Here is a 25398-nt window from a genome sequence, read left to right on the forward strand (position 1 = left end):
TACCCCCATCTTGGACTCAAGCTCATTCCAGTCCACGGCCACATGGCCGCCGTAGAGGCGAAATCATGAAAACGACCATTGAATTGCCTCTCTTGCCATTGCGCGATGTTGTGGTTTATCCGCACATGGTTATCCCGCTGTTCGTGGGGCGCGAGAAGTCTATCGAGGCCCTTGAAGCTGCGATGACAGGCGACAAGCAGATCCTGCTGCTTGCACAAAGAAATCCTGCTGACGATGATCCTGGTGAAGAGGCTCTTTATAACGTCGGCACCATTGCAACCGTATTGCAATTGCTCAAGCTGCCTGATGGCACCGTTAAAGTGCTGGTCGAGGGCGAGCAGCGCGGTTCGGTTGATCGCTTTATCGAAGTTGATGGCCATTGCCGGGCCGAAGTTACCCTGATCGATGAGGTCGATGCGCCTGATCGTGAGTCTGAAGTGTTCGTTCGCAGCCTTCTGGCTCAGTTCGAGCAATACGTCCAGCTGGGCAAGAAAGTCCCTGCTGAAGTCCTGTCTTCTCTCAACAGCATCGATGAGCCTGGTCGTCTGGTCGACACCATGGCCGCGCACATGGCGCTGAAAATCGAGCAAAAGCAGGAAATCCTCGAAATTATTGATCTGCCTGCCCGTGTTGAGCATGTGCTCGCATTGCTGGATGCAGAAATCGACCTGTTGCAGGTTGAGAAGCGTATTCGCGGTCGCGTCAAAAAGCAGATGGAGCGCAGTCAGCGCGAGTACTACCTGAATGAGCAGATGAAGGCTATTCAGAAAGAACTCGGCGACAGCGAAGAAGGCCACAACGAAATCGAAGAGCTGAAAAAGCGCATCGATGCTGCTGGTCTGCCTAAAGACGCTCTGGCCAAGGCCACCGCTGAGCTGAACAAGCTGAAACAGATGTCGCCGATGTCTGCTGAAGCGACCGTCGTTCGTTCCTACATCGACTGGCTGGTTCAGGTGCCGTGGAAAGCGCAGAGCAAGGTTCGTCTGGATCTGGCTCGCGCTGAAGACATTCTTGATGCCGACCACTATGGCCTGGATGAAGTTAAAGAACGCATTCTCGAATATCTCGCCGTGCAAAAGCGCGTGAAGAAAATTCGCGGCCCGGTTCTTTGCCTTGTTGGACCGCCAGGCGTGGGTAAAACCTCTCTTGCCGAGTCGATCGCCAGCGCGACGAACCGTAAATTTGTCCGCATGGCCTTGGGTGGTGTGCGTGATGAAGCTGAAATTCGTGGTCACCGCCGGACTTACATCGGCTCGATGCCAGGAAGATTGATTCAAAAGATGACAAAGGTGGGTGTCCGCAATCCGCTGTTCTTGCTCGATGAAATCGACAAGATGGGCAGTGATATGCGTGGCGATCCGGCGTCGGCATTGCTTGAAGTGCTGGATCCGGAGCAAAACCACAACTTCAACGACCATTACCTGGAAGTCGATTACGACCTTTCTGACGTAATGTTCCTGTGTACCGCCAACTCGATGAACATCCCTGCGGCGTTGCTGGACCGTATGGAAGTCATTCGCCTGCCTGGTTACACCGAAGACGAAAAAATCAACATCGCCGTTAAATATCTCTCGCCAAAACAGCTGCAGGCCAACGGCTTGAAGAAAGGCGAAGTGGAGTTCGACGAGGAAGCGATTCGCGACATCGTGCGTTACTACACCCGTGAAGCGGGCGTGCGTAGCCTTGAGCGACAGATCGCCAAGGTTTGCCGCAAGGCGGTCAAAGAGCACGCGCAGGAGAAGCGTTTTGCAGTCCGCGTCACTGCCGACATGCTTGAGCATTTCCTGGGTGTGCGCAAATTCCGCTACGGCCTGGCTGAACAGCAGGATCAAATTGGTCAGGTGACCGGTCTGGCGTGGACCCAGGTAGGTGGTGAGTTGCTCACTATCGAAGCGGCGGTCGTGCCAGGTAAAGGGCAGTTGATCAAAACCGGTTCGCTTGGCGATGTGATGGTCGAATCCATCACCGCTGCGCTGACGGTTGTACGCAGCCGTGCGAAAAGTCTGGGAATCCCTCTGGACTTCCACGAGAAGCGTGACACGCACATCCACATGCCCGAAGGGGCCACACCTAAAGATGGCCCTAGCGCGGGCGTAGGTATGTGCACGGCCCTTGTTTCAGCCCTGACACAGATTCCGGTCCGTGCTGATGTGGCAATGACCGGTGAAATTACCCTTCGCGGGCAGGTTCTGGCGATTGGTGGTCTGAAAGAAAAACTGCTGGCTGCGCACCGTGGTGGTATCAAAACGGTGATCATTCCAGAGGAAAACGTGCGTGATCTGAAAGAGATTCCGGACAACATCAAGCAAGACTTGCAGATCAAGCCGGTTAAATGGATTGACGAAGTCCTGCAAATTGCGCTGCAATACGCGCCGGAGCCCTTGCCGGATGTGGCTCCCGAGATGGTTGCGAAGGATGAAAAGCGCGAGTCTGACTCTAAGGAAAGAATTAGCACGCATTAGTCTGGACGGCCTTCCTTGACAGCTTTTTAGAGCCCTTGTTATAAAGCGGCTCTTCTAAGCGTCTGTAGGCCATTCAGCGCTCGTTTTTGCTACACCAAAAAAACTTAGAAACATACTCAATAGAGATAAGGGGACTTAGAGTGAACAAGTCGGAACTGATTGATGCTATCGCCGCATCCGCTGATATCCCGAAAGCTGCTGCTGGCCGTGCGCTGGACGCAGTAATCGAATCCGTCACTGGCGCTCTGAAGGCCGGCGACTCCGTTGTACTGGTTGGTTTCGGTACCTTCTCCGTTACCGATCGTCCTGCACGCATCGGTCGCAACCCTCAAACGGGTAAGACGCTGGAAATCGCTGCTGCTAAAAAACCAGGTTTCAAAGCCGGTAAAGCCCTGAAAGAAGCTGTCAACTAAGTTCTCAAAGCCTTTGCCCAACCGATCAGGATTCACTCTGTATCGGCAGCGAAGCGGTAGTGCGGCTGGTCTGAATCCGGCCTGACACACCCGGGTCGTGGGTTTCAGCCCCGTCCGCTTCGCCAGTTACGAGAAGGCGCATCCTCGGATGCGCCTTTCTTCTATCCGCTTTCTACCCACGCTCCGCGGTTGGTTAGTCAGTACAACCGTTTTGGGGGACGCATGCTGCAGAACATCAGGGACAATTCACAAGGCTGGATTGCCAAGACCATCATCGGAATCATCATCGCATTGATGGCGTTGACCGGATTCGATGCGATTTTTACCGCAACCAGCACCGCTCAGGACGCTGCGAAGGTCAATGGTGACGAGATCACCAAGACCGAACTGAGCCAGGCGATCGACATGCAACGTCGCCAGTTGGTGCAGCAGTTGGGCAAGGATTTCGATCCTGCCTTGCTGGACGAAAAAATGCTGCACGACTCGGCATTGAAAGGTCTGGTTGATCGCAAGTTGTTGCTTCAAGGTGCAGACAAGGCGAAGTTCTCCTTCTCGGAAGCTGCGCTGGATCAGCAGATTTTGCAGACGCCTGAGTTCCAGGTTGACGGCAAATTCAACGCCGACCGCTTTGATCAGGTTATCCGTCAATTAGGCTTCACCCGGATGCAGTTCCGCCAGATGCTGGCTCAGGAAATGTTGATCGGTCAGGTGCGTGCTGGTGTGGCCGGTAGTGCATTTGTCACTGACGCTCAGGTAGATGCATTTGCCCGTCTGGAAAAACAGACCCGCGATTTTGCTTCGCTGACGCTGACTGCTGATACCTCTGCGGTCAAAGTGACCGACGATGAAGTCAAGGCGCACTACGACGAGCACGCCAAAGAGTTCATGAGCCCAGAGCAAGTGGTACTTGATTACATCGAGCTGAAGAAGTCTGACTTCTTTGACAAGGTGCAGGTCAAGGACGCCGATTTGCAAGCGGCTTATCAGAAGGAAATCGCCAATCTCGCCGAACAGCGTCGTGGCGCGCACATCCTCATCGATGTGAACGACAAGATGACCGATGAGCAGGCCAAGGCGAAGATTGACGAAATTCAACAGCGTCTTGCCAAGGGCGAAGATTTTGCCGCGCTGGCCAAAGAGTTCTCTCAGGATCCGGGGTCGGCATCCAAGGGTGGCGATCTGGGTTATGCAGGCAAAGGTGTTTACGATCCAGCCTTTGAAGAGGCGCTGTATGCGCTCAACAAAGATCAGGTATCGGCACCGGTGCGCAGCGATTTTGGTTGGCACTTGATCAAGCTGCTAGGTGTAGAAGCACCCTCGGTGCCGAGTTTTGCCAGCTTGAAGGATAAGCTGACCAATGAACTGAAGTCGCAGCAGGTCGAGCAGCGTTTCGTCGAGGCTACCAAACAACTCGAAGATTCGGCGTTCGAAGCATCCGATCTGGCCCAGCCAGCTCAGGAGCTGGGTCTGAAAGTGCAGACGACTGCGCCATTCGGTCGTGAAGGCGGCGAAGGGCTGACGGCCAACCGTGCAGTTATTCAAGCAGCGTTCAGTCCGGAAGTGCTGGAAGAGGGTTCCAACAGCAACGCGCTGGAACTGGATCCTGAAACCGTTCTGGTGGTTCGCTCCAAAGAGCACCGCATGCCAGAGCAACTGCCTCTTGAGGCTGTTGCGACAGCGATCCGCGCCAAGCTGGTAAGGGATCATGCTGCTGAAGCAGTCAAGGCGAAGGGCGAAGCGCTGTTGGCTGGCCTGCGTGATGGCAAGACGCCCGTGGCTGCCAAGCAGGATGGTCACAGCTGGAAAGTGATGGAAGCAGTCACTCGTGGTCAGGAAGGTGTTGATCCGACCGTGCTGCAAGCGCTGTTCCGTATGCCCAAGCCTGAAGGCAAGGACAAGCCGGAGTTCACCAGCCTTTCGCTGGCTGACGGAAGCTTCGTGATCGTGCGCCTCAATGGTGTAAACGAAGCTACACCGGCGACGGATGCCGAGAAGTCTCAGTACCGTCGCTTCCTGGCGTCGCGTGCCGGACAGCAGGATTTCGCTGCTTATCGTGCACAGCTGGAAAGCAAGGCCAAGATCGAACGCTTCTGATGGTTTGATCGTGCGCTAAAAAAAAGGCCGCTCACTGAGCGGCCTTTTTGCATTCAGGTATGCGGCTGTGTGTTCCTGTAGGAGCCAACTGCTTGGTGAGACGTTGTTGCTGCTGCAATTGCGGTTCGTAGAGTCCATCAATTCAACGCGTTCGGTTTTCGTGTAGGTATTAGTCCGGGTTGACCATGAGTCTCATTCGATTAAGGTGGTCTTACTGGATCAAAAGGAGAAGCTCATGCGTATTGGCTTAGTCGGCTACGGTAAAGGTGGGCGCTTTTTTCACGCGCCGTTGATAGCCAGCCTGCCAGATGCGACCTTTGTGGGCGTGGTGACTCGCTCGCCAGAGCGTCGGGAAGAACTTGTCAAGGATCACCCTGGTGCGCAAGCGTTTGACAGCCTGGCTGATCTGATCGCGGCGGGCGTAGACGCAGTGGCGATCTCCACGCCTATGGCTTCCAGGCCGGCGCTGATTCGAGAGGTCATCGAGTCAGGCGTCGCCGTGGTCAGCGACAAACCCTTTGCTGCCGACGCAGCCCAGGCTCAGGCCTTGGTTGAACTGGCAGAGCGTAAAGGTGTGATGCTCAGCGTTTACCAGAACCGCCGCTGGGATTCGGATTTTCTCACAGTGCGCAAATTGATTGGCGGCGGAGTGCTGGGTGAAATTTCCCGCTTTGAATCCCGCGTTGAACGCTATTCCCCAAAATCAGTGGGTAAGGCCGCGGGCGGCGGCATGCTGCGTGATCTGGGCAGTCATCTGGTTGATCAGGCGCTAGTATTGTTCGGGCCAGTGGCGAGGGTCTACGCGGAGCTGGAATTCTCTGATCCCGAGCAGCCTTTCGATCATCAGTTTTTCGTGTCGCTGACTCATGCAAGCGGGGTGGTCTCGCACTTGTGGGGTAGCTGTCTGCAAAATGCCCCGGGGCCACGCTTCCGGGTCAGCGGGTCCAGAGGCTGTTACACCGTCGAAGGGCTGGATTGTCAGGAAGAGGCTGCGTTGGCTGGCTTGACTCCCAAATCGGAGGACGAGCGTTGGGGTGTTGAGAATGAGCAGCGATGGGGCAGCCTTGTGCAGGGTGAGCATCGTGAGCCGGTGCCTACCGAGCGTGGCTGCTGGCTGGAGTTTTACAGCCAGTTGCAGGTCGCTCTGGCTGGCGATGGGCCGAACCCGGTCGACCCGCATGATGCAGTCGCTTCAGCGCGGGTGCTGGATGCTGCCCGCTTAAGCGCCCGTGAAGGGCGGGTGGTGACGTTGTAGCGCAGGCGGACCTCCGTTTAATGGCGAATGGCTTTACCTTAGTGGCCATTGGCGCTTATATTCGGAGAATCATCAGGAAGGTGGTCTTCATTAGTACACCGCGCTCGCACGAGCCGGGTATGACGTTGTCCAATCGACGCTAAAGGGCCAATTCGGGCCCTTTTTGCTTGGCCGGATTTAATGATGCGCGCAAATGGCGAGCGTTTATTTGTCGGCTATTCGGCGCTTGTTTAGCAAATGAGTTGCCGACGGCCGAAGGCGGCCTTAGACTGCCGCCCCTCGTAAATTGAGTGCCAGGTGGCGCTTGGAGACTATGGCGCTTTTACGGCAACGCAGAGCCGCTCCTTAATTCGCCTTAATGCACGTTTTTTTTATAGAGAAATCAATGACAAAGGAAAAGTTGCTGGCCATGCCGGCCGATGACTACATGAATGCCGAACAGCATGCTTTCTTCGTCGAGCTGTTGCAGGGTATGAAGGTTGAAATCCACGAGCGCATCGAGCAGAGTCGCATTGCTATCGAAAGCCTGGATACGCCTGCCGATCCTGCCGATGCTGCTTCTGTTGAAGAAGAGCGTCACTGGCTGGTCAATGTGATCGATCGCGATCAACGTATGCTTCCGCAGTTGGAAATGGCTTTGTCACGCATTGCCGATGACAGCTTCGGCTGGTGTGACGACAGCGGTGAGCCTATCGGCCTCAAGCGATTGCTGATCAGTCCGACCACCAAGTACTGCATTGAGGCGCAAGAGCGCCACGAGCAGATCGACAAGCATCAGCGTCAGGCCTGATCACGCAGGGTGGGCGGGGTCTCCGGGACCTCGCTACCTGTTGGTCGTTAGCTGATCGCGTCCCGCAGTCACCTCCATAGCTGTAACCCTTCCTCATCCTATCCTCAACCCGCCTCGCTGCGCATGAATCGATCCGCGCCATCGCCTGTGGTACCACTTAAAGCTATTCGTCGCTTGTCGATAGCGTGCGGGGCTACGTGTTGTTAAATCATTACAACTAACGAGTCATGGCGAAAAGCCGTTATCTGGCGTCTAATGCAATCAAAATAATGATAAGCATGACGGGGTAACGCAAATGGTCGCAAATGGAGCTGTGGTCAATACAACACCTGAAAGCCCGTCGGGGAAAGCAAGGAGCAGTAAGTTCACTGCCTGGCTGATACCTGCGTTGCAAAGCCTCGCGTTAGGGTGTTTGTTTATCGCGATGAGCTTTATCGAAGTTCCGGTGTACCTCGCGTTAACTCTTGCACTGTTTTTCGTCTGGCTCCCACGTCTTTTCTTTAGCCGTTCCCAGCCTGTTGCCGCAAAGGATGAGGGGACCGAAATCAACCGCCTGACTCGCGACTTGTCTCGCTCAACCAGCCATAACGCTTTATCGGCTGCCGGCGTGGCATTTTCCGTGAAGCAACTGGCCGGCAAGTTGCAGTCACAGCTCGGTGCCGCGGAGAAAATCGTCTCCAGCGCCGATGTCATGATTGCGACCGAGCAGCAAACTGCCCAGCTTAGCCAATTGGCGCTTACAGCTTCCATAGAGGCCCGGCAGAGCAGCGACGCAGGGATTGGGGTACTTGGCGACTCCATCACGCTCATGCACTCGCTCAGCGAGCGAGCGGTAGGCAGCCGTCAAATAATCGAAGCGCTAAGCCAGCGTAGTGAGGAAATCCAGCGTGTAACGCTGGTTATCCAGTCGATTGCCAGTCAGACCAATTTGCTCGCACTTAACGCCGCCATCGAGGCCGCCAGGGCGGGCGAACATGGACGAGGCTTCGCAGTAGTCGCCGATGAGGTGCGTGGCCTGGCCGGGCGTACTGCCAGCGCGACAGAGGAGGTCGGGCAGATGGTGGCCGACATCCAGCAGCGTACCGCACAGGTGGTTGAGCAGATTCGTCAGTTGTCGTCGGATCTGGACAGCGGAGTCGATCAAGTCGAGCTCACAGGACAACATCTCGAAAACATCGCTCGACTCGCTGCCGGTGTTGAATCCCAGGTGGGTGAGATCGCCAAGGGGGCTGAAACCAATCAAGAACAGCTGTCCGGCCTTTTTGTTGCTGTGCAGCAGATGCGCAGTGATCTGGCGATCAGTGATGAGCAGACCCGCAAGCTGGCTGACGCAGCAGTGCAAATGGAGGGGCAGGCCGAAACTATCAGTGAGCGGCTGGCAGAGGTCGGTCTGGATGATTACCACCAGCGTGTTTATGACCTGGCCCGTGAGGGTGCAAGTCAGATCGCGGCCCGGTTCGAGGCGGATATAAGCGAAAATCGAATTACCCTGGATGATTTGTTCGATCGTAGTTACCAGCCCATTCCCAATACTTTGCCAGCCAAATTTCAGACGCGCTTTGATCGTTATACGGATCAGGTCCTGCCTGCGATTCAAGAGCCCATCCTGTCGCGACATGATGGTCTGGTATTTGTCATCGCCTGCACGCCTCAGGGTTATGTACCTACTCATAACAAGGCCTTCAGCCATCCACTGACGGGAGATGTTTCGGTGGACACAGTGAAAAGTCGCAGCAAGCGAAAGTTTGATGATCGCACCGGCATCCGCTGTGGCAGTCATCAGCAGGCAGTATTGTTACAGACCTATACCCGTGACACCGGTGAACTGATGCACGATTTGTCCGTCCCGATCATGGTTAGAGGGCGCCATTGGGGTGGTCTGCGAATGGGGTATAAGCCGCAAGGCGACCGCCCCTGATTCCCGGATATCAAGTCATGTGTGGTGCATGACTTGATATGACTCAAAGCGATAATTTAAAGCCCCAGGCTTTTTATAAGCCGCGTCTACTATTTCTAATTCAGTATTATTGTAAGATTTTGTTGTTTTTCGCCGTTCAAGGTCGTAGGAGTTTTCTGAAACTGATGTGTCTTAGTTGACGAAATCCTATTGCTGAGCAAGCTGTTTAGATCAAGGATTTTTAATTGATTTAAATGCAGCTTGACTATCAGCTGCGCCAATAGGCGGATATGTGATGAAACTTACAAAGGATGTATTGATTGCGCAGGGGGCGTCGGGTGCCGCAACACTGGGTGTAACCGTACGCGTTGGCGTGTTCTTCGATGGCACAGGGAATAACCGAAACAATAGCCAGATTGGAGCTGATTGCCGGGCCATGGCAGAAATCAGCGAAAATAAACATATTGCTGAATGTGGTGGACGGCATAGCGATCCGAACAGTAGCTACAGTAATGATTTAAGTAATATCGCCAAGTTGGCGGGGCTTTATTGCAATCGCCCGGTCGCCAGCAATCAGGGAAATGGCCTCAAGGTTTACTGGTCAATTTATGTTAGCGGGATAGGCACTTTATCGGGAGGGCGTGACTCTGTTTGGCCGGGACAAAGTTTTGGTCGTGGCAGAACCGGTGTTATCGCCAAGGTCTCGCGTGCTATCGAAAAGCTTGGCGCGCTCCTGGCGGCGTTCTCCCAGCACAACCCCGGCTGTTTTATCAGTGCTCTGGAGCTGGATGTCTTCGGTTTCAGCCGTGGTGCTGCTGCAGCCCGGCATTTTACCAACGAGGTGCTCAAGCAGGAAAAAGGTGCGCTGGAACCCATGCTCAATCGGCGTAGCGTTCCCTTGAGTCCCGGCTTTTCCTGGGCTAACGGTAGCGTCAAAATCAAAGTGATTGGCTTGTTCGACACCGTCGCCGCCGTCGGAAGTCTCCGGGATATGGGCAACCTCGGGGATGCTCACAATGACAAAGTGAACCTCTACTTGCCCCCTGGGTGCGCCGAACAGGTTCTGCACCTCGTCGCCCGCGACGAGGAACGCCGCAACTTTGCGCTCAACAGCGTCCTGCCGCATTGGCCCACGGAGATTGTGCTGCCTGGTGCACATTCGGATATTGGCGGTGGCTATCATCCACAAATGATCGAGAAGGTGCTGTTGACCCGACCGGTCTGGAGTTTCGTGGGGAGCGACACTCCGAAGGAGTCAACCGAGGCCTGGCAGCAATCCTTTGCGCAAATGACAGGTATGGATCGGGCGGCATTGATTGATCCGCGCGATACCGAGGCCTCACTGTCAATAACCAGCAAGGAGCGCCTGACCAAAAGCGCTTACAACAGGGGGGGCGGCAAAGCGGTGATGGCCGCTGTGTGCCTGCAGCGCCAGGTGTTCGGCCATCTTTCCAGGGTTCATTTGCGCGTCATGCATGCGCTGGCGTGCGATGAAGGTGTTCCCTTCAATCCCGTGCCGGTCTCTCTGGACTTCCTGATCCTGCCGGAGCTGCAAGGTGTTGCGCACAAACTGATTGCTTATGCGCGGGGTGCGGACTATGCACTCGACGCACAAGAGGAGCAAATGCTGCGCCATCGGTACATCCATCGATCCGCGCACTGGGACGCATTGATCGACAGCCGTCACAAATTCAACGACGCCCTGTTTGTTCATGCACCTCAAAGCGGTGGGCGGATTCGTTGGCCGAATCAAGAGATGCGCCGCTAGTCCTGCTGAAGGTTGTTTAGGATCAACAGAAAATGGTTCCGGATAACCGGAGCCATTTTATTGGGAGGGAGGTTACTTGGCTGCGTGAAGCAGCGCATTCAACTCGTCAACTACCGGAGCCCAGTCGTCGTCAAGCAGCAATGTCTCTTTGAGGTATTTACCTTGCTGAGGTGTCCAGAACTCTGCCTCGGATACCTTGACGTCATCAGGCAGCGGGCCATGTTCATCGATAAATGCGTCGATGCTCTCTTGATCTGAATCCAGTCCCAGTTGTTCAAACAAGGTGGCCAGGGTCGGTGTTTCCAAATCCATATCATCTCCCCGGCGGGCTTGACCCGATCTGTCGGTTGCACGCTTGAAGCTGCGTCATGCATCTGAGCGCATCTGTGACCCAAGAGTTCGAAGCAATAGCGTCAAGCGTTCAGCGCGCCTGCATCGACGGCATCTTTCAGCTCTTTGGCTGACTCCTGGGCAGCAGTGGCCGCGAGATCCGCAGTTTTGAACCAGCGGTCTTTTTCCACTTGGTGGTAGGAGATAACATTCGCAGCCTGCTTGGAGCGCATCACGATGACAGCCTGGAACTCGCCTTCTACTTCTCTGGATTCACCCCAGATGAAAAACTCGCCGATATCAAATTCAGTCACTTATTACCTTCCCATGGATGACGAGTCGCTTCTGACGGAGCACATCTAAGCCCGTCAGACTTGTTGATGTGCGCGAGTATGGCAGTTGTTGACCATCGCCGGCGGCCTTTAGTCGCGAGAGTGAGGAGTGTTCTGTGAGTCATTGCGAAAATCAGTGTAGGAATCCGGCTTGCAGGGCTATACACGATGCCGCTCATCTCGTCTGAATGGACTGCATCTGCTGATATGTACAAAACGGATATAGTCGACAGGCGTCAGCACCCGGTAGAATCACCCGAATGCCTGCGCTGACAGCGCTTTCGGTATCGTCGACGTTCTCCGCACAAGCACCCCTGGCTCAGGGTTGGCAATGCGATGTGGCTGCAATTGTCACATGAGGGCGCAAGGGAACTGCCCGTCTGATGCGCTACAAAAAAGGTAGCGGTAGCTTTTCTGACCGTCCGATCGTGTTCGGGCGGGATCATTTTCAAGTTGGGGGTTTTAACTTTGGCAGTAAGTAATCTGGAGACACACGCGCTGTTCGTGCTTGGTGATCTGCGGGCGAAGTTGGTAAAACAGTTCCAGTCCCGTTTTGTTTATGTCTGTGAGCAGTCCGCTGAAGGCATTTACATTGCTGAAATCGACACTGAAACGGCACTGGTGGTCGACGACAAGCCTCGGCTTGAGCTAAAGGTCGGCGATCATTTTCGCGCAGCGGTATTGCCCAGCCGTGAAGGCGGCAAGTTTGAAATCAAATTTCGCGAAATCAAACTGACTGTTTACGGCCTGGGCGAATATGCCTATGTCGATATCCCTGAAGGGCACGGCATCGTGTTCAAGGAAGGTCAGGGCATCATGATGGTTTTTGCAGCGCATGAGCAACTTCAAGGCGGACTGACCAAAACACTGAAGACTGCGACCACTAAAGCGGCGAAATGGCGCAAAGGCGAGCTGACCTTCAAGGCCAGCGAGTAAGCCCGGCAGGCAGCCATTCAGCTGCCGCTGGAATCACCTTGTCGACCACCACTGCTGACTTCCGGCGGTACATCGTCGCCTGCCATGCGTTTGCGAAACAGCCCCGTGCGGGCCAGCAGCAGGGTGGTGACCGGTACGGTAATCGCCAGTAGCACGGGGATCAGCCAGGCATGGATGACCGGTTCTGATTTGAGTGCTGAAAAGTACACAATCGAGGCTAGCGCAACGCACCACGCACCCAGTGTCGAGGCCAGCGCGGGCGGGTGCATGCGTTGAAAAAAGTCTTTCAGGCGCAGCATGCCGACTGCGCCGGTCAGGGCGAACAAACTACTGGCAACCAGCAGCACCGCCGTGAGGATTTCGACCCAGAAGGGCAACACCACTGTCGAGTTCATTCGATCACTTCTCCACGCAGCAGGAATTTGGCCAGGGCAAACGAACCGACAAAGCCAAACAGCGCAATCAACAACGCCGCCTCAAAATAAGTATCACTGGCATAACGGATGCCCAGTACCAGCATCATCAGCATGGCGGTGATGTACAGGTAGTCCAGGGCCAGTACTCGATCCTGAGCTGATGGGCCCTTGAACAGGCGAATCAGGGTCAGGACCATGGCCAGAGCGAAGATGAACAGGCTTGCCAGAATCGCATTGCCGAGCAAGGCACTCATTGGAAAATCTCCATCAACGGGCGCTCATAGGTGGTTTTGAAGTGCTCGATAAACTGCGCCTCATCTTCCAGGTCGAAAACATGCATGAGCAGCACGCTACGATCCAGCGCCAGTTCGGACCAGACCGTACCCGGAACCACTGTGGTGATCATTGCCAGCGCCGCCAGGCCATTGGCATCGTTCAAGTCCAGCGGGACTTTTACGAAGGCAGAGCGTGGTGGTCGCCGACGGGCGTTCCAGACCGTCCAGCCCACCTGGAGATTCGAGACGATCACATCGCGACCCACCAAAAAGAACAGCTTGAAGATAACGCCTGGGCGCTTGATGCTCACAGGCAAAGGGCGAAGTGGAGACATCAGCAAGGGGGCGAGGAAGCCTAGTACGGCTGCGAGAATCAAATTGCCGGGGCTGACGGAGAGGTTCAACACCAGCCACAGTACCGCCAGTGCCAGGGAAAACCACGGAGCAGGGAAATAACGCTTCATGGTTGCACCGCCGATATTGCTGTGTCGCTGACTGGCCCGGGCAGCGGCCGGGTGGCCATTACCGATTGGATGTACTGTTTGGGTTCGTGCAGCGCGGCTGCCGTGTCACGGGTATAGCGCAGCAGCGGTTCGGCCTGGAACGTCAGCATGATGCACAAGCCCAGCAGAATCACTATGGGCAGGCATTCATAGTGGCGCAGTAACGGTGAAGGGCGCTCCTGTGGGGTCCAGAAACGCTGGATGCCAATCCGCGAAAAAGCCAGCAGCGAAGCAAGGCCAGAGAAAATCAGCAAACCCACCAGCAACCAGCCCTGGCTCGAAATCGTTTCGTCCTGTGCGACATCCAGGCCGAGTGGGTTAAGCAGTGCGCTGAGCAGCGTCAGTTTGCCGATGAAGCCTGAAAGCGGAGGCATGCCGATGATCAGCAACGCGCAAGCAATGAAACTCAAGCCGATGAAGGCCACGGTCATCGGAATCACCTGGCCGACCACCGCTTTTTGCTGGTCATCCAGGTTGGTGCCTGGCGGTGGGTTTAACGACTCCACGGTACGCGGTAACTGGTCGGCATCGTCCTCTAACGGTAGCTCGTTGGCTGAGCGCGAGCGTTCGATGAGCTCTGCGAGCAGGAACATCGCGCTAAGGGCCAAGGTGGAGCTGACCATGTAGAACAGAGCGCCTGCCGTCAGACTCGGCTGGGCGAAGCCGATGGCCGACAGCAGGATGCCGGCCGAGACCAGAATGCTCAGGGCTGCCATGCGCTCCAGTCGTTGTGCGGCGATGATCGCCACCGCAGCGGTCAGGATCGTCGCCATACCGCCATAGATCAGCCAGTCGCCGCCAAAAAACGCCGACGGGCCAGCCTGGACTGAAAACAGCAGGGTCCAGAGTCGCAGCAGCGTGTAAATACCGACCTTGGTCATGATCGCGAAAATGGCCGCTACTGGCGCGCTGGCGGAAGAGTAGGCAGGGACTAGCCAGAAGTTCAGCGGCCACATGCCAGCCTTGGTCAGAAACGCCACCGCAAGAATCGCCGCGCCGGCGTGCAGCAGACCCAGATCGGCTTCCGGCACTTGCGGGATCTTGATGGCCAGATCGGCCATGTTCAGCGTGCCGGTGACGCCATAGATCAAGGCTGCGCCAATCAGGAATAGCGAGGACGCCAAAAGATTGATCGCGATGTAATGCAGGCCTGCAGAGACACGAGCGCGGCCCGAGCCATGCAGCATCAAGCCGTAGGATGCCGCCAGCATGACTTCGAAAAATACGAACAGGTTGAACAGGTCAGCGGTCAGGAACGCGCCATACAGACCCATCAGTTGAATCTGAAACAAGGCATGGAAGCTGGCGCCTGCGCGATCCCAGCGTGCCAGGGCGAAGAGCAAGGCGCAAACCCCGACGATTCCCGTCAGCACCAGCATCATTGCCGACAGGTGATCGACTACCAGAACAATGCCGAACGGCACTTCCCAGTTGCCGGGCAGATACACGCCGATTGAGCCTGTGGTTCCGGTTTTCTGTACCCACATGAACAAGGTTACAGAGATCGCCAGGCCCAGCATGCTCGAAAACAGATTGATGCGCGCCTTCAGCGGACGATGCTTCTCGCCGAGCCAGAGCATGATTGCGGCAGTTAGCAGTGGCAGCAGAATGGGTGCAACGATCAGTTGATTCATCAACGTCATTCTTTGGGCTCCCGGCCGTCAACGTGGTCGGTGCCGGTCAACCCTCTGGATGCCAGCAGCAGCACCAGAAACAGTGCGGTCATGGCAAAGCTGATTACGATGGCGGTGAGGACCAGCGCCTGTGGCAGCGGGTCGGTGTAGTGCAGCAGGTCTTGGGGAACACCGTCCTTGATGATCGGCTCACGGCCGATAAACAGGCTGCCCATGCTGAAGATGAACAGATTGACGCCATAGGACAGCAGGCAAAGCCCCATGACCACCTGAAAGGTCCGCGGCCGCAGGATCAGCCAGACGCCTGAGGCGGCCAGTACGCCAATGGCAATCGCGATAACTTCTTCCATCAGGAGGCTCCTTGTTGTGCGGCGACAATATCTGCGATGGGGTTCGGTACCGGTTTAGGCAGCGAAGTAGGGCGGTGGCTACGGACCGATTGGTGCGCCAGTGCTGTCAGAATCAGCAGTGTCGATCCCACGACAACCGCATAGACCCCGACATCGAAAAACAACGCGCTGGCGACGTGGAAATCGCCCAGTAGCGGCAGATCCAGATGCGCGGTGTGGGTGGTCATGAACGGGTAACCGAAGAACATCGATCCCAGACCGGTGCCAATCGCGAACAACAACCCGGTACCCATCCAGCGCAAAGGCCGCAGGCTCATCTGTGCCTCGACCCACTGCGTGCCGGCAACCATGTATTGCAGGATGAACGCCACGGACATCACCAGTCCGGCGACAAAACCACCGCCGGGCTGGTTATGCCCACGCATGAACAGGTACATCGAAACCAGCACCGCAATCGGCAGCAGCAAACGTACCAGCACTGCTGGAACCATCATGAAGCCCAGCGCGGTATCGCTGGCGCTGCGCGGGTTGACCAGATCGGTTGCCACATCCGGCGCCAGCAAGCGTTGCTGGGCGGGTAGCGGAATGCTTTCCTTGGGCGGGCGGAAGCGGCGCAGCAGGGCAAACACGGTCAGCGCCACAGCCGCCAGGACGGTGATTTCGCCGAAGGTATCGAAGCCCCGGAAATCCACCAGCATCACGTTCACTACGTTGCTGCCACCGCCTTCGGGAATCGCGCGGCTGAGGTAGAACGAAGAAATGGTGTTGGGGGTCGCGCGAGTCAGCATCGCGTAAGACAGCAGCGCCATGCCGCCGCCGACCAGGACTGACAGGATCAGGTCGCGAATGCGGCGGGTGCGTGCACGAATTCGGCTGCTGACCGAAGGTGCGACGTTCTCGTTGCGTCGTGGCAGCCAGCGCAGGCCCAACAGGATCAGCACCGAGGTAACCACCTCGACCACCAATTGGGTCAGGGCCAGATCCGGCGCAGAGAACCAGACGAAGGTGACACAGGTCATCAGTCCGCAAACGCTGACCATGATGACGGCAGCGAGACGGTGATATTTACCCTGCCATGCCGCGCCCAATGCGCAGGCAATCGCGATCAGCCACAGCGTAACGAAGACTCCCGAGCCCGGGATTTTCGGACGGTCACCCCAAGTCAAACCGCTGAAGTACATCGGGATGAAACCGCCGATCAGTGCTGCCAATACCACCAGGAACAACTGCGGTTGCAGACGGCGGGTGCTGATACGGCTTTCGAAACGCCGCGCCCAGCGGGTCATGATCACCATTGAACGCTCGAAGAAGCGTTTGCCATTCATGCGCTGTACCAGCGGCGGGCCGGTGAAGCGGTTCTGTTTGAACGACTTGCGCAGCAGCAGATAGAGCAGAACGCCGCCAGCCATGGCAATCAGGCTCATGATCATTGGCGCGTTCCAGCCATGCCAGATGGCCAGGCTGTATTCCGGCAAGGTGCCGCCTACGACGGGGTGCGCGGCGGCGGCCAGCAAGGGCGCGACGGATTGCGCAGGGAATATTCCGACGATCACACAGGCAATCACCAGAAACTCTACCGGCGCACGCATCCAGCGCGGTGGTTCATGAGGCGTGTGGGGCAGGTCTGTGGCTTTCGGGCCGAAGAACACATCCACGGTGAAGCGCAACGAATAGGCAACACTGAATGCCCCGGCGATAGTTGCGATCACCGGCAAGGCCATCTCCACCCAGGCTGAAGAGCTGACAAAAACCGTTTCGGCAAAGAACATTTCTTTGGACAGGAAGCCGTTCAGCAGCGGAACGCCCGCCATGGAGGCGCTGGCGACCATCGCTAGCGTCGCCGTGTAGGGAATCAGTGTGATCAGTCCGCTTAACTTGCGGATGTCCCGCGTGCCGCTTTCATGGTCGATGATCCCCGCAGCCATGAAGAGCGAGGCCTTGAAGGTCGCGTGGTTAAGAATGTGGAAGACCGCAGCGACCGCCGCCAATGGGCTGTTCAGGCCCAGCAACAGGGTAATCAAACCCAGGTGGCTGATAGTCGAATAGGCCAGCAGGCCCTTGAGGTCATTCTGAAAAATCGCTGCGTAGGCACCGATGATCAGAGTGCAGGCGCCTGCGCCGCTGACGATCCAGAACCATTGTTCGCTCCCTGACAATGCGGGCCAGAAACGTGCCAGCAGGAACACCCCGGCCTTGACCATGGTTGCCGAGTGCAGATACGCCGACACCGGCGTCGGGGCGGCCATCGCGTGGGGTAGCCAGAAGTGGAACGGGAACTGCGCACTTTTGCTCAATGCGCCGATCAGGATCAGCGTCAGCAGCACCGGGTACAGCGCATGGGCGCGAATGGCATCGCCGGAGGCCAGCACGCGATCCAGGTCATAACTGCCCACGACATGGCCGAGCAGCATGACGCCTACCAGCAAAGCCAGGCCGCCTGCGCCGGTGACCATCAAGGCCATATAAGCGCCGCGTCGGGCATCCGCCCGGTGGTGCCAGTAACCAATCAACAGGAACGAGAAAAGGCTGGTCAATTCCCAGAAAAATACGATCTGAATCAGGTTGCCGGAAATCACCAGACCCAGCATGGCGCCCATGAACGCCAGGAAAAAAGCGAAAAAGCGCGGTACCGGATCGTCCGGAGACATGTAGTAACGGGCGTATAACGAAACCAGCGTGCCGATGCCCAGCACCAGCATGGAGAACATCCAGGCGAAGCCGTCCATGCGCAGGACGAAGTTCAGCCCCAGGCTGGGTAACCAGAAATATTCTTCGCGGATCACGCCGCCGTCGACGATTTGTGGATACCACAAGGCAACCTGAATCGCACCGGTAACGGCCACAAGGCCAGCGAGAATGGATTCAGTATTACGAGCGTTGTGCGGCAAAATTGCCGCCAGACAGCTGCCAATGAAAGGCAGAAGCAGTAGAACTATCAGAGACATAGGCTTCTAATCTGCAGGGAAATGTCAAGGATCATACGTGCTGGGCTGTGTATCACCAAACGCCAAGGTGTCGCAGAATCCTACAGACCTTGTAGGCAGAAGCTGAGTTCGCTTTATTTATAGTCGGATTTATCGCGTGTTCAATCTGTTTCTTTAAACGCTTGATCGGTCTCAGGTTGTTCTTCAGCGGGTTTAGTACGGCGCTTCATTTCACTGACGATCACCGCCGCGACGATCAGGGCTGCACCAATTAAGGCAACGCCTGGCAGGCGTTCACCCGCAAGACGGCCGAAGATTCCAGCCCAAACCGGCTCACCGGCATAGATCACCGTGGCACGGGTGGGAGAAACGGTTTTCTGTGCCCAGTTCATGGCCACTTGAATCACCGCGCTCATGGCCCCCAGTCCTACAGCGCTGGTGACCAGCATCCAGGAAAAGTCCGGTAAGGTTTCGCCCGTCGGCACTATCATCAGGAACGACAGCAACGAGGCGGTTGCCAGTTGCACCACGGTGACCCGGCGTACATCGACCTTGCCACCGTAGGCACCGATCATGATGATTTCAGCGGCCACTGCGATTGCACAGATGATCGTCGCTATTTCACCGGGGCTGAATTGCAGGGTCGCGCCCTTGGGACCGGCCAGCAGAATCAACCCGGTAAAGGCCAGACAGATCCCCACGCTGGGCATCAACCCCGGGCGGCGTCCCAGCACCAGCCATTGCAACAACGGTACGAAAGGCACATAAAGCGCGGTAATGAATGCCGACTGGCTGCTGGGAATAGTCTGCAGCCCGATGGTCTGCAAGCCATAGCCGAGCATGATTGCTGCTCCGATAGCGACCCCGGCTTTAATTTCCAGCAAGGTCATACCGCGCAAAACGCTCAATGAGCACAGCGCGACAATGATTGCGGCTGCAGCAAAACGCAGCCCGACAAAAAACATCGGACCGCTGACGGTCATGGCGTGTTGTACGATCAGAAATGTGCCACCCCACAGCAGGGTGATCAGGATCAGTACGATTTCCGCTTTGCTGATACGGGGCGTTATAGAGGTAGACTTCATGCTTCTCACTGCTTTGAAGGGCTTGCGTGACACATAGACCTGGGCTTTAAAGCTGGGCAGTATACTGCGCAACGGTTTCGAGAGAATAAAATATTGAGCAACGACAATTCGCAACGCGCGCCCGTCTTGCAGCACGTCAGTCAAAACGTGCGACGACTGCGCAACGGGCAGGATATGAGTCAGACGGCGCTGGCGGAAAAATCCGGAGTCAGCCGGCGCATGTTGGTGGCCATCGAGGCAGGCGAGAAAAACGTCAGTCTCGCGACGCTTGATCGCGTTGCCGAAGCACTGGATGTAGCGTTCAGCGATCTGATCCAGGCACCCGAGCATCGTGACCCCAGTCGCATCAACGAAGTGGCCTGGGCGGGTTCGGTACCGGGCAGCCGCGCTGTTCTGTTGGCCAAAGCCACCGCCAGACGTGAAGTCGAACTCTGGGAATTCTGCCTGGAGCCGGGGGAAGCGTATCAGTCCGAAGCCGACCCGGATGGCTGGAGTGAACAGGTCTACGTGGTCGAAGGGCAGCTGACGGTGAGTCTGGTCGAGCGTAGTCAGGCGGTCGGGCCGGGGGAGTTTTTCATGTTTGCCAGCAATCAAGCCCACAGCTACCGCAATGAGGGGCCGGTCCGGGTACGATTTGTCCGTAACGTCGTGCTTTGAGGTGTTGCCTGATCAACAGTGAATCAACAGTTATGTCGGCTCCAGCATCTTCTCCAACAACAGTGCGGGGGTTATCTCGCCTGAACAGGGACAATCGGCAGCGGGCACGGGCTGTGCATTGGACACGGTTGTTGGTATCGACCCCAGCTTGAGACTTCGAAGAGCGACCCTGATCTATGAGTTCCACTGACAAACAACCGGCTGACGTTCTGATCGTCGGCGGTGGCCTTAGCGGCAGCATGCTTGCGGTCCAGTTGCTGCGCTTGCCGGGTAAACGGCGTGTTTCGATTATTGAAACGCGCAGTGAGCTGGGGCGGGGCGAGGCCTACAGCGCCACGGAGTTGGGGCATACGCTTAATGGCAACGCGGCGCGCATGAGTGTCGACCCGGACAACGCCGACGATTTGACCCAATGGCTGACACAATTCATCGCCGACGGTGGCTGGCCTGAATCCTTTGAGCAGGATGTGCCTATAGCTGAACTGTTCCCGCCACGGGGCATTTTTGGTCTGTATGTGCAGCAGCGTCTGGCCGAAGCTCAATTGACTGGCGCGAGTTACGGCTCAAGTGTCGAGCATGTGCGTGGCGAAGTGATCGACCTGCAGACGAGCGGGCAGGGCGTGACGCTTAGCCTGGCCGATGGTCAGTCCCTGCAAGGGCGTTTTGCGGTTTTGGCCACGGGGATGTACGCCGCGTCGCGCACGCCGCAACGGCACTCGAATGGACTCAATGCTGCTGCGGTGGATCCGTGGGATGTAGGCGCGATGCGCCAGCTTGATCCGCAGGCGCGGGTGCTGATCTTTGGTTCCGGACTGACCATGGTCGATGCTGTTGTGTCGTTGCAGCAGTCGGGACATCGCGGTCCCATCGATATTTTTTCCCGGCATGGATTGCTGCCTCATGTGCGTCGTCAGCCGCCTGTCTGGGCAGACTTTCTCGCCGAAGATCACACTATTCGAAGTCCACGGCAGTTGCTGCGCAAAGTGCGTGAGCAATGCGCGCAGGCGATCGAAAGCGGAATCGACTGGCAGGCACCGCTGGATACCGTGCGGGCTAACATCGGCCGGTTATGGAGTCAGGCCTCGGATGTGCAGCGCCGTCAGTTTGTGCGTCATGTACGGCCGTGGTGGGAAAGTCATCACCATCGTTCACCGCCGCTGAGCGCTGCCCTGCTTGCGCAGCTTATAGATGAAGGGCGCGTCACAGTTCAGGCCGCTTCACTGCAAGGGTTTGAGGTTTTGCCGTCGGGTCAATTGCAGATTCGTGTACGACACCGTGGTCAGGTTGAGTCATCAACGGTTGTGGGGGATGCGCTGATCAATTCCACCGGCATTGAATACGATTGGCGACGGGTGGACCGGCCTCTGCCTCGACAACTGCTGGCCCGCGGTCTGATTCAACCTGGCCCGCTGGCGCTGGGTATTGCCGCGGACCATGGCGGGGCAGTACTGGATGCGCAAGGGCGGGTCTCTGAACGGCTGTTCGCCATGGGTCCGCCATTACGCGGTTTGTGGTGGGAGAGTACAGCCGTGACTGATGTAGCGCTGCAGGCCAAGGCGTTGGCGGGGCGGTTGGTCGGAACTCATTTGGCTTAAGACCTTACGCCTATATCGTCCGGATGCTGCCCAGACCAAGCCTCGCTCCAACGAAGTGACGCCTGTTGGGGCGTCCTCAGGTCTGGGACGATACAGGCGCTGAAACTCTTCAATCCTGATCCAGCAAAACCGGCCCATTGCCCTGTTCGCCCAATTTATCCCCCCAGTTGCGCAGCGGACAGGCTTGCATCGACAGGCAGCCGCAGCCGATGCAGCCCGTGAGCTGATCGCGCAGGTCTGTCAGGCGGGCGATGCGGTCGTCGAGTTCGTCTTTCCACTGAGCCGACAATTTATTCCAGTCCGCCGCCGTCGGCGTGCGCTTTTCCGGCAGGGTTTGCAGGGCGGCATGAATGCTCGCCAGCGGGATGCCCAGACGTTGTGCGACTTTGATCAAGGCCACTCGACGCAGCATTTCTCTGGGGTAACGACGCTGATTGCCCGCATTGCGCTGGCTGCTGATCAACCCCTTGGTTTCATAAAAGTGCAGGGCAGTGACCGCGACACCGCTGCGGGCCGCCAATTGGCCGACGGTCAGTTGTTTGCTGGCAGGTCCGGATTTTTTGCTGATTGTCATAAGTGGATGCTTGACCTCTAGTTAAGTAGAGGTTTTACCCTTCGAGGCCTTGGTTGGCAACACCCTGTAGGGGCCACTGTCGCTCAGTAGACAAGAAACCTGTAGAAGCGCACGAGCACCGCGAGGCCGCGATGGCGTCTTGCCTGATACACCATTATCGCTGCCTCGCGGTGCTCGTGAGCTCCTATAGAAAATCACTAAAAATCAGGTGGTTATATTTTTTGACGGGAGGCTGTCATGCAGTCAGCAGAAGAGAATCCTCGCTTTAATCAGCTTATTGAATTCACCGTAAATCCCGCCCAGCAGGCCAGTCTCGTCGTTGCCTTGACCGAGCAGGTGGAGCGCTACACCTGCACTTATCCCGGTTTTATCAGCGCCACGGTCCAGGCGAGTAATGATGGCTGCAGAGTGCTTGGTCAGACCCTCTGGCAATCAAGGCGCGCTAGTGAAGACGCGTTACTCAATGCCGAATCGAGTGAGCAGGATTTCATCGCGCTACTGCGACGGCATCATGTCAGCGCAGTGACGTTCAATACCTGGCAGGTCACTCGGAGCATCCCGGCCAGGGGCTGAGAGGCAGAGCACTGTTCAGACTGAAACCTGCATTACCCGGTCGCCCTGCAAATTTTCTCCTGGCCGTCGTTTGTTAACCGCCAGTTCGCCAATCTTGATCAGTCGGGTACGAGTGACGTTGCGTGAAAGGCCCAGCAGGGCAGCGGTGTGGACCTGGTTGCAGTGACTGAAACGGTAAGCCGCCCGCAGCAACGCATCTTCGACTTTTTCGTGCAACGCGCCAGCCTGTTCTTCGAACAGCTTATGGAAAGCCCGCTCCAGTAACGCGTCGACAGATTCGTCGTTTGCAGGTTGATCGTCCTGGCGCTCGATGCGCAGGTTCGACAAGCGCAGGTCATCACGTTGAATCAGCCCGTCACGGCAGATCAACAGCGTGTGGTGAATGACGTTTTCCAGCTCGCGAATATTGCCTGGCCAACTGTAGCTTTGCAGTTTCCGCTCCGCTTCGGCGGTAATGCGGATTGGTCCGTATCCCAGACGCAGGCTGTACACGTCGATAAAGTGTCTGACGAGTGGAAGAATATCGCCGGGACGTTCGCGCAACGGTTGCAGTTCGAGGTTGACCACATCCAGGCGGTAATACAGATCCTCGCGGAAATGCCCGGCATTGATCGCTTTTTCCAGTTGCACGTTAGTCGCTGCGAGCACCCTGACGTTGATGGGAATGCTCTTGCGTGAGCCCAGCCGCACGACCTCCCGTTCTTGCAGCACACGCAACAGCTTGACCTGTATCGGCATGGGCAGATCGCCGATTTCATCGAGGAACAGCGTGCCGCCATTAGCCTCTTCGAACCAGCCAGCCTTGGCGTTCAAGGCTCCGGTAAAGGCGCCTTTCTCGTGGCCGAACAGCTCGGCTTCCACCAGCGACTCTGCAAATGCACCGCAATTGACCGCAACGAACGGCTGGTTACGACGTTCGCTGAGGTTATGAATATGCCGCGCAACCAACTCTTTGCCGGTGCCGGTTTCGCCAATGATCAATACGCTGGCGTCGCTGGGCGCCACCTGCTTGAGGTGGGCCAGCAAGGCTTTGGATTTCGGGTCTTCGAACACCTGAGCTGTAGCGCGGATTGAAGTCGCCAGCGCGGGGTTCGGCGGTAGGGTCAGTAGCTGCATGGGGCTCACTTCTTTTTTATTGGAGTCGACAATTACCTGCAGGAGCCAACTTGTTGGCGAGGCATTGGACCTGATTGCTCAGAACCTCCGTGCCTCTAACACGTTGGCGCCTACCGAAAACTGACTCCTACTTCTGCGGCGGCAAATCGTTGGCAATCATTTCCCCGAATGGTCCGGTCAGGTTGGTGATGCCACGCCCGGCCAGGCTGCGATACGGCTCAGGCAGCAACGGGAAGACCAGTTCGGCGAAGCGATAGGCTTCTTCCAGATGCGGATAGCCGGAGAAGATGAAGCTCTCGATCCCCAGGTCGGCGTATTCCTTGATTCGCGCGGCGACTTCCTGTGGGTTACCCACTAATGCGGTACCGGCGCCACCCCGAACCAGGCCCACGCCTGCCCACAGATTTGGCGCGATTTCCAGATTGTCCCGGCGGCCGTCGTGCAAGGCCGCCATGCGGCGCTGGCCTTCGGAATCAAAGCGCGAGAAGGATTTCTGGGCGGCCGCAATCGTTTCGTCGCTGATGTGCTCGATCAGCGTGCTGGCTGCTTTCCAGGCCTCTTCACTGGTTTCGCGGACAATGACGTGCAGGCGGATACCGAATTTCACGGTGCGGCCTTTGCGTGCTGCGCGTTCGCGGACATCGGCAAGTTTTTCTGCGACGGCAGCCGGAGGTTCGCCCCAGGTCAAATAGACGTCCACCTGATCGGCAGCCAGTTCATGAGCGGCTTCGGACGAGCCCCCGAAGTACAGCGGCGGATAAGGTTTCTGAATCGGCGGATACAGCGCTTTGGCGTTCTGCACGCGCAAGTGCTTGCCTTCGAAATCCACGGCTTCGCCTTGCAGAACACGACGCCAGATCTGCAGGAATTCATCGCTGACTTCGTAACGTTCGCTGTGATCGAGGAAACTGCCGTCGCCACGGTTTTCATCAGGATCACCGCCGGTTACCACGTTGATCAACAAACGGCCGCCAGACAGACGATCCAGAGTTGCCGCCATGCGCGCCGAAACGGTAGGTGAAATGATGCCCGGACGAATCGCCACCAGATACTTCAGTTTTTCGGTCAACGGCACCAGCGCAGAGGCAATTACCCAGGAGTCTTCGCATGAACGACCGGTCGGGATCAGTACGCCGTGGTAGCCCAGATCGTCTGCCGCTTGAGCCACCTGTTTGAGGTAGTTCAAGGTGACTGGGCGAGCACCTTTGGTGGTGCCCAGAAAATGGCCGTCGCCGTGAGTCGGAAGGAACCAGAAAACATCCATGACAAAACCCTTGAGCCGCAAGCGGCGCTGATGTGTTGGTTGGCTGTTGCTCAGCCAGCAGTAGGGGGCTAGTTATAAAGGGTCGGATTTATTCCTCAAAAGAACGGATATCCATATTTTTATATCGTTATCGAATATGACGTCTAATCGCAGAC

General features: G+C 56.7%; 22 protein-coding genes and 1 pseudogene. 11 read left to right on the forward strand and 12 right to left on the reverse strand.

Features of this window, described 5'->3' with window-relative positions; translation table 11 throughout:
* Positions 1-65 precede the first annotated feature (65 nt).
* From lon to ABRP31_RS09245, 7 genes and pseudogenes are all read left to right on the forward strand, one after another.
* Positions 66-2462 (forward strand): endopeptidase La, encoded by a 2397-nt coding sequence (gene lon / locus ABRP31_RS09215; protein ID WP_087266288.1) that lies wholly within the window; start codon positions 66-68, stop codon positions 2460-2462.
* 140 nt (positions 2463-2602) lie between these two features.
* Positions 2603-2875, forward strand: a complete 273-nt coding sequence (locus ABRP31_RS09220) for an HU family DNA-binding protein (RefSeq protein WP_002552737.1) — start codon at positions 2603-2605, stop codon at positions 2873-2875.
* A gap of 222 nt (positions 2876-3097) precedes the next feature.
* Positions 3098-4969 carry a SurA N-terminal domain-containing protein gene (locus ABRP31_RS09225; RefSeq protein ID WP_349970648.1) on the forward strand — a complete coding sequence of 624 codons (1872 nt, stop codon included), beginning with the start codon at positions 3098-3100 and terminating at the stop codon, positions 4967-4969.
* A 235-nt stretch (positions 4970-5204) separates the two neighbouring features.
* On the forward strand, positions 5205-6224 hold the full coding sequence (locus tag ABRP31_RS09230) for a Gfo/Idh/MocA family oxidoreductase (protein ID WP_349970649.1): 1020 nt from the start codon (positions 5205-5207) through the stop codon (positions 6222-6224).
* A gap of 385 nt (positions 6225-6609) precedes the next feature.
* On the forward strand, positions 6610-7014 hold the full coding sequence (locus ABRP31_RS09235) for a TraR/DksA C4-type zinc finger protein (protein ID WP_027897818.1): 405 nt from the start codon (positions 6610-6612) through the stop codon (positions 7012-7014).
* 889 nt (positions 7015-7903) lie between these two features.
* Positions 7904-8932 (forward strand): annotated as a pseudogene (locus tag ABRP31_RS09240) (methyl-accepting chemotaxis protein); the annotation flags it as partial.
* Positions 8933-9206: 274 nt separating this feature from the next.
* Positions 9207-10679 (forward strand): DUF2235 domain-containing protein, encoded by a 1473-nt coding sequence (locus ABRP31_RS09245; RefSeq protein WP_087266280.1) that lies wholly within the window; start codon positions 9207-9209, stop codon positions 10677-10679.
* Between the two features lie 72 nt (positions 10680-10751).
* On the opposite strand, the gene ABRP31_RS09250 is transcribed toward ABRP31_RS09245, so the two are convergent.
* The gene (locus ABRP31_RS09250; RefSeq protein ID WP_087266278.1) at positions 10752-10991 is read right to left on the reverse strand and encodes a DUF2789 family protein; all 240 of its coding nucleotides are present in this window, start codon (positions 10989-10991) and stop codon (positions 10752-10754) included.
* 101 nt (positions 10992-11092) lie between these two features.
* Positions 11093-11323, reverse strand: coding sequence for a hypothetical protein (locus ABRP31_RS09255; RefSeq protein ID WP_087266276.1), 231 nt, complete (start codon positions 11321-11323; stop codon positions 11093-11095).
* Between the two features lie 486 nt (positions 11324-11809).
* On the opposite strand from ABRP31_RS09255, the gene ABRP31_RS09260 reads away from it, so the two are divergent.
* Entirely contained in the window at positions 11810-12277 is a 468-nt protein-coding gene (locus ABRP31_RS09260) for a hypothetical protein (RefSeq protein WP_087266274.1), read from the forward strand.
* Between the two features lie 17 nt (positions 12278-12294).
* On the opposite strand, the gene ABRP31_RS09265 is transcribed toward ABRP31_RS09260, so the two are convergent.
* From ABRP31_RS09265 to ABRP31_RS09295, 7 genes are all read right to left on the reverse strand, one after another.
* Complete coding sequence (locus ABRP31_RS09265) at positions 12295-12672, reverse strand: Na+/H+ antiporter subunit G (RefSeq protein ID WP_087266271.1); 378 nt, start codon at positions 12670-12672, stop codon at positions 12295-12297.
* The gene (locus tag ABRP31_RS09270) at positions 12669-12947 is read right to left on the reverse strand and encodes a K+/H+ antiporter subunit F (protein ID WP_087266269.1); all 279 of its coding nucleotides are present in this window, start codon (positions 12945-12947) and stop codon (positions 12669-12671) included. Before ABRP31_RS09270 ends, ABRP31_RS09265 begins: the two co-directional genes overlap by 4 nt.
* Complete coding sequence (locus ABRP31_RS09275) at positions 12944-13432, reverse strand: Na+/H+ antiporter subunit E (protein WP_087266267.1); 489 nt, start codon at positions 13430-13432, stop codon at positions 12944-12946. Before ABRP31_RS09275 ends, ABRP31_RS09270 begins: the two co-directional genes overlap by 4 nt.
* Positions 13429-15114, reverse strand: a complete 1686-nt coding sequence (locus tag ABRP31_RS09280; RefSeq protein WP_087266265.1) for a monovalent cation/H+ antiporter subunit D — start codon at positions 15112-15114, stop codon at positions 13429-13431. Before ABRP31_RS09280 ends, ABRP31_RS09275 begins: the two co-directional genes overlap by 4 nt.
* Entirely contained in the window at positions 15111-15455 is a 345-nt protein-coding gene (locus tag ABRP31_RS09285; protein WP_032628821.1) for a Na+/H+ antiporter subunit C, read from the reverse strand. Before ABRP31_RS09285 ends, ABRP31_RS09280 begins: the two co-directional genes overlap by 4 nt.
* Positions 15455-18400 carry a monovalent cation/H+ antiporter subunit A gene (locus tag ABRP31_RS09290; RefSeq protein ID WP_087266263.1) on the reverse strand — a complete coding sequence of 982 codons (2946 nt, stop codon included), beginning with the start codon at positions 18398-18400 and terminating at the stop codon, positions 15455-15457. The genes ABRP31_RS09285 and ABRP31_RS09290 overlap by 1 nt, the downstream gene beginning before the upstream one ends.
* 140 nt (positions 18401-18540) lie before the next feature.
* Positions 18541-19464 carry a DMT family transporter gene (locus tag ABRP31_RS09295; protein ID WP_349970651.1) on the reverse strand — a complete coding sequence of 308 codons (924 nt, stop codon included), beginning with the start codon at positions 19462-19464 and terminating at the stop codon, positions 18541-18543.
* Positions 19465-19557: 93 nt separating this feature from the next.
* Here ABRP31_RS09295 and ABRP31_RS09300 point away from each other — a divergent pair, with 93 nt between their 5' ends.
* A complete protein-coding gene (locus ABRP31_RS09300) occupies positions 19558-20121 on the forward strand; it encodes an XRE family transcriptional regulator (protein ID WP_349970652.1) in 564 nt (187 codons plus the stop codon).
* A 176-nt stretch (positions 20122-20297) separates the two neighbouring features.
* Positions 20298-21716, forward strand: a complete 1419-nt coding sequence (locus ABRP31_RS09305; RefSeq protein ID WP_349970653.1) for an FAD/NAD(P)-binding protein — start codon at positions 20298-20300, stop codon at positions 21714-21716.
* A gap of 109 nt (positions 21717-21825) precedes the next feature.
* Here ABRP31_RS09305 and soxR read toward each other — a convergent pair whose 3' ends face one another.
* Positions 21826-22290 (reverse strand): redox-sensitive transcriptional activator SoxR, encoded by a 465-nt coding sequence (gene soxR / locus ABRP31_RS09310; RefSeq protein ID WP_087266255.1) that lies wholly within the window; start codon positions 22288-22290, stop codon positions 21826-21828.
* A gap of 237 nt (positions 22291-22527) precedes the next feature.
* Here soxR and ABRP31_RS09315 point away from each other — a divergent pair, with 237 nt between their 5' ends.
* On the forward strand, positions 22528-22863 hold the full coding sequence (locus ABRP31_RS09315) for an antibiotic biosynthesis monooxygenase (RefSeq protein ID WP_349970654.1): 336 nt from the start codon (positions 22528-22530) through the stop codon (positions 22861-22863).
* A 15-nt stretch (positions 22864-22878) separates the two neighbouring features.
* Here the strand turns inward: ABRP31_RS09315 and ABRP31_RS09320 are convergent, their stop codons facing one another.
* Positions 22879-23979, reverse strand: a complete 1101-nt coding sequence (locus ABRP31_RS09320; RefSeq protein WP_349970655.1) for a sigma 54-interacting transcriptional regulator — start codon at positions 23977-23979, stop codon at positions 22879-22881.
* 127 nt (positions 23980-24106) lie between these two features.
* Positions 24107-25243: an FMNH2-dependent alkanesulfonate monooxygenase gene (ssuD, locus tag ABRP31_RS09325; RefSeq protein WP_087266249.1), complete on the reverse strand. Its 1137-nt coding sequence runs from the start codon at positions 25241-25243 to the stop codon at positions 24107-24109.
* Between the last annotated feature and the right edge of the window lie 155 nt (positions 25244-25398).

This window comes from Pseudomonas caspiana, assembly GCF_040224095.2.
Taxonomy (GTDB): Bacteria; Pseudomonadota; Gammaproteobacteria; order Pseudomonadales; family Pseudomonadaceae; genus Aquipseudomonas; species Aquipseudomonas caspiana.

Coding starts and splice junctions, on each gene's coding strand:
- ssuD (WP_087266249.1), bottom strand. CDS start 25,243: ATGGATGTTTTCTGGTTCCTTCCGACTCACGGCGACGGCCATTTTCTG.
- ABRP31_RS09285 (WP_032628821.1), bottom strand. CDS start 15,455: ATGGAAGAAGTTATCGCGATTGCCATTGGCGTACTGGCCGCCTCAGGC.
- ABRP31_RS09265 (WP_087266271.1), bottom strand. CDS start 12,672: ATGAACTCGACAGTGGTGTTGCCCTTCTGGGTCGAAATCCTCACGGCG.
- lon (WP_087266288.1), top strand. CDS start 66: ATGAAAACGACCATTGAATTGCCTCTCTTGCCATTGCGCGATGTTGTG.
- ABRP31_RS09295 (WP_349970651.1), bottom strand. CDS start 19,464: ATGAAGTCTACCTCTATAACGCCCCGTATCAGCAAAGCGGAAATCGTA.
- ABRP31_RS09225 (WP_349970648.1), top strand. CDS start 3,098: ATGCTGCAGAACATCAGGGACAATTCACAAGGCTGGATTGCCAAGACC.
- soxR (WP_087266255.1), bottom strand. CDS start 22,290: ATGACAATCAGCAAAAAATCCGGACCTGCCAGCAAACAACTGACCGTC.
- ABRP31_RS09315 (WP_349970654.1), top strand. CDS start 22,528: ATGCAGTCAGCAGAAGAGAATCCTCGCTTTAATCAGCTTATTGAATTC.
- ABRP31_RS09275 (WP_087266267.1), bottom strand. CDS start 13,432: ATGAAGCGTTATTTCCCTGCTCCGTGGTTTTCCCTGGCACTGGCGGTA.
- ABRP31_RS09280 (WP_087266265.1), bottom strand. CDS start 15,114: ATGACGTTGATGAATCAACTGATCGTTGCACCCATTCTGCTGCCACTG.
- ABRP31_RS09245 (WP_087266280.1), top strand. CDS start 9,207: ATGAAACTTACAAAGGATGTATTGATTGCGCAGGGGGCGTCGGGTGCC.
- ABRP31_RS09320 (WP_349970655.1), bottom strand. CDS start 23,979: ATGCAGCTACTGACCCTACCGCCGAACCCCGCGCTGGCGACTTCAATC.
- ABRP31_RS09290 (WP_087266263.1), bottom strand. CDS start 18,400: ATGTCTCTGATAGTTCTACTGCTTCTGCCTTTCATTGGCAGCTGTCTG.
- ABRP31_RS09230 (WP_349970649.1), top strand. CDS start 5,205: ATGCGTATTGGCTTAGTCGGCTACGGTAAAGGTGGGCGCTTTTTTCAC.
- ABRP31_RS09235 (WP_027897818.1), top strand. CDS start 6,610: ATGACAAAGGAAAAGTTGCTGGCCATGCCGGCCGATGACTACATGAAT.
- ABRP31_RS09270 (WP_087266269.1), bottom strand. CDS start 12,947: ATGAGTGCCTTGCTCGGCAATGCGATTCTGGCAAGCCTGTTCATCTTC.
- ABRP31_RS09250 (WP_087266278.1), bottom strand. CDS start 10,991: ATGGATTTGGAAACACCGACCCTGGCCACCTTGTTTGAACAACTGGGA.
- ABRP31_RS09305 (WP_349970653.1), top strand. CDS start 20,298: ATGAGTTCCACTGACAAACAACCGGCTGACGTTCTGATCGTCGGCGGT.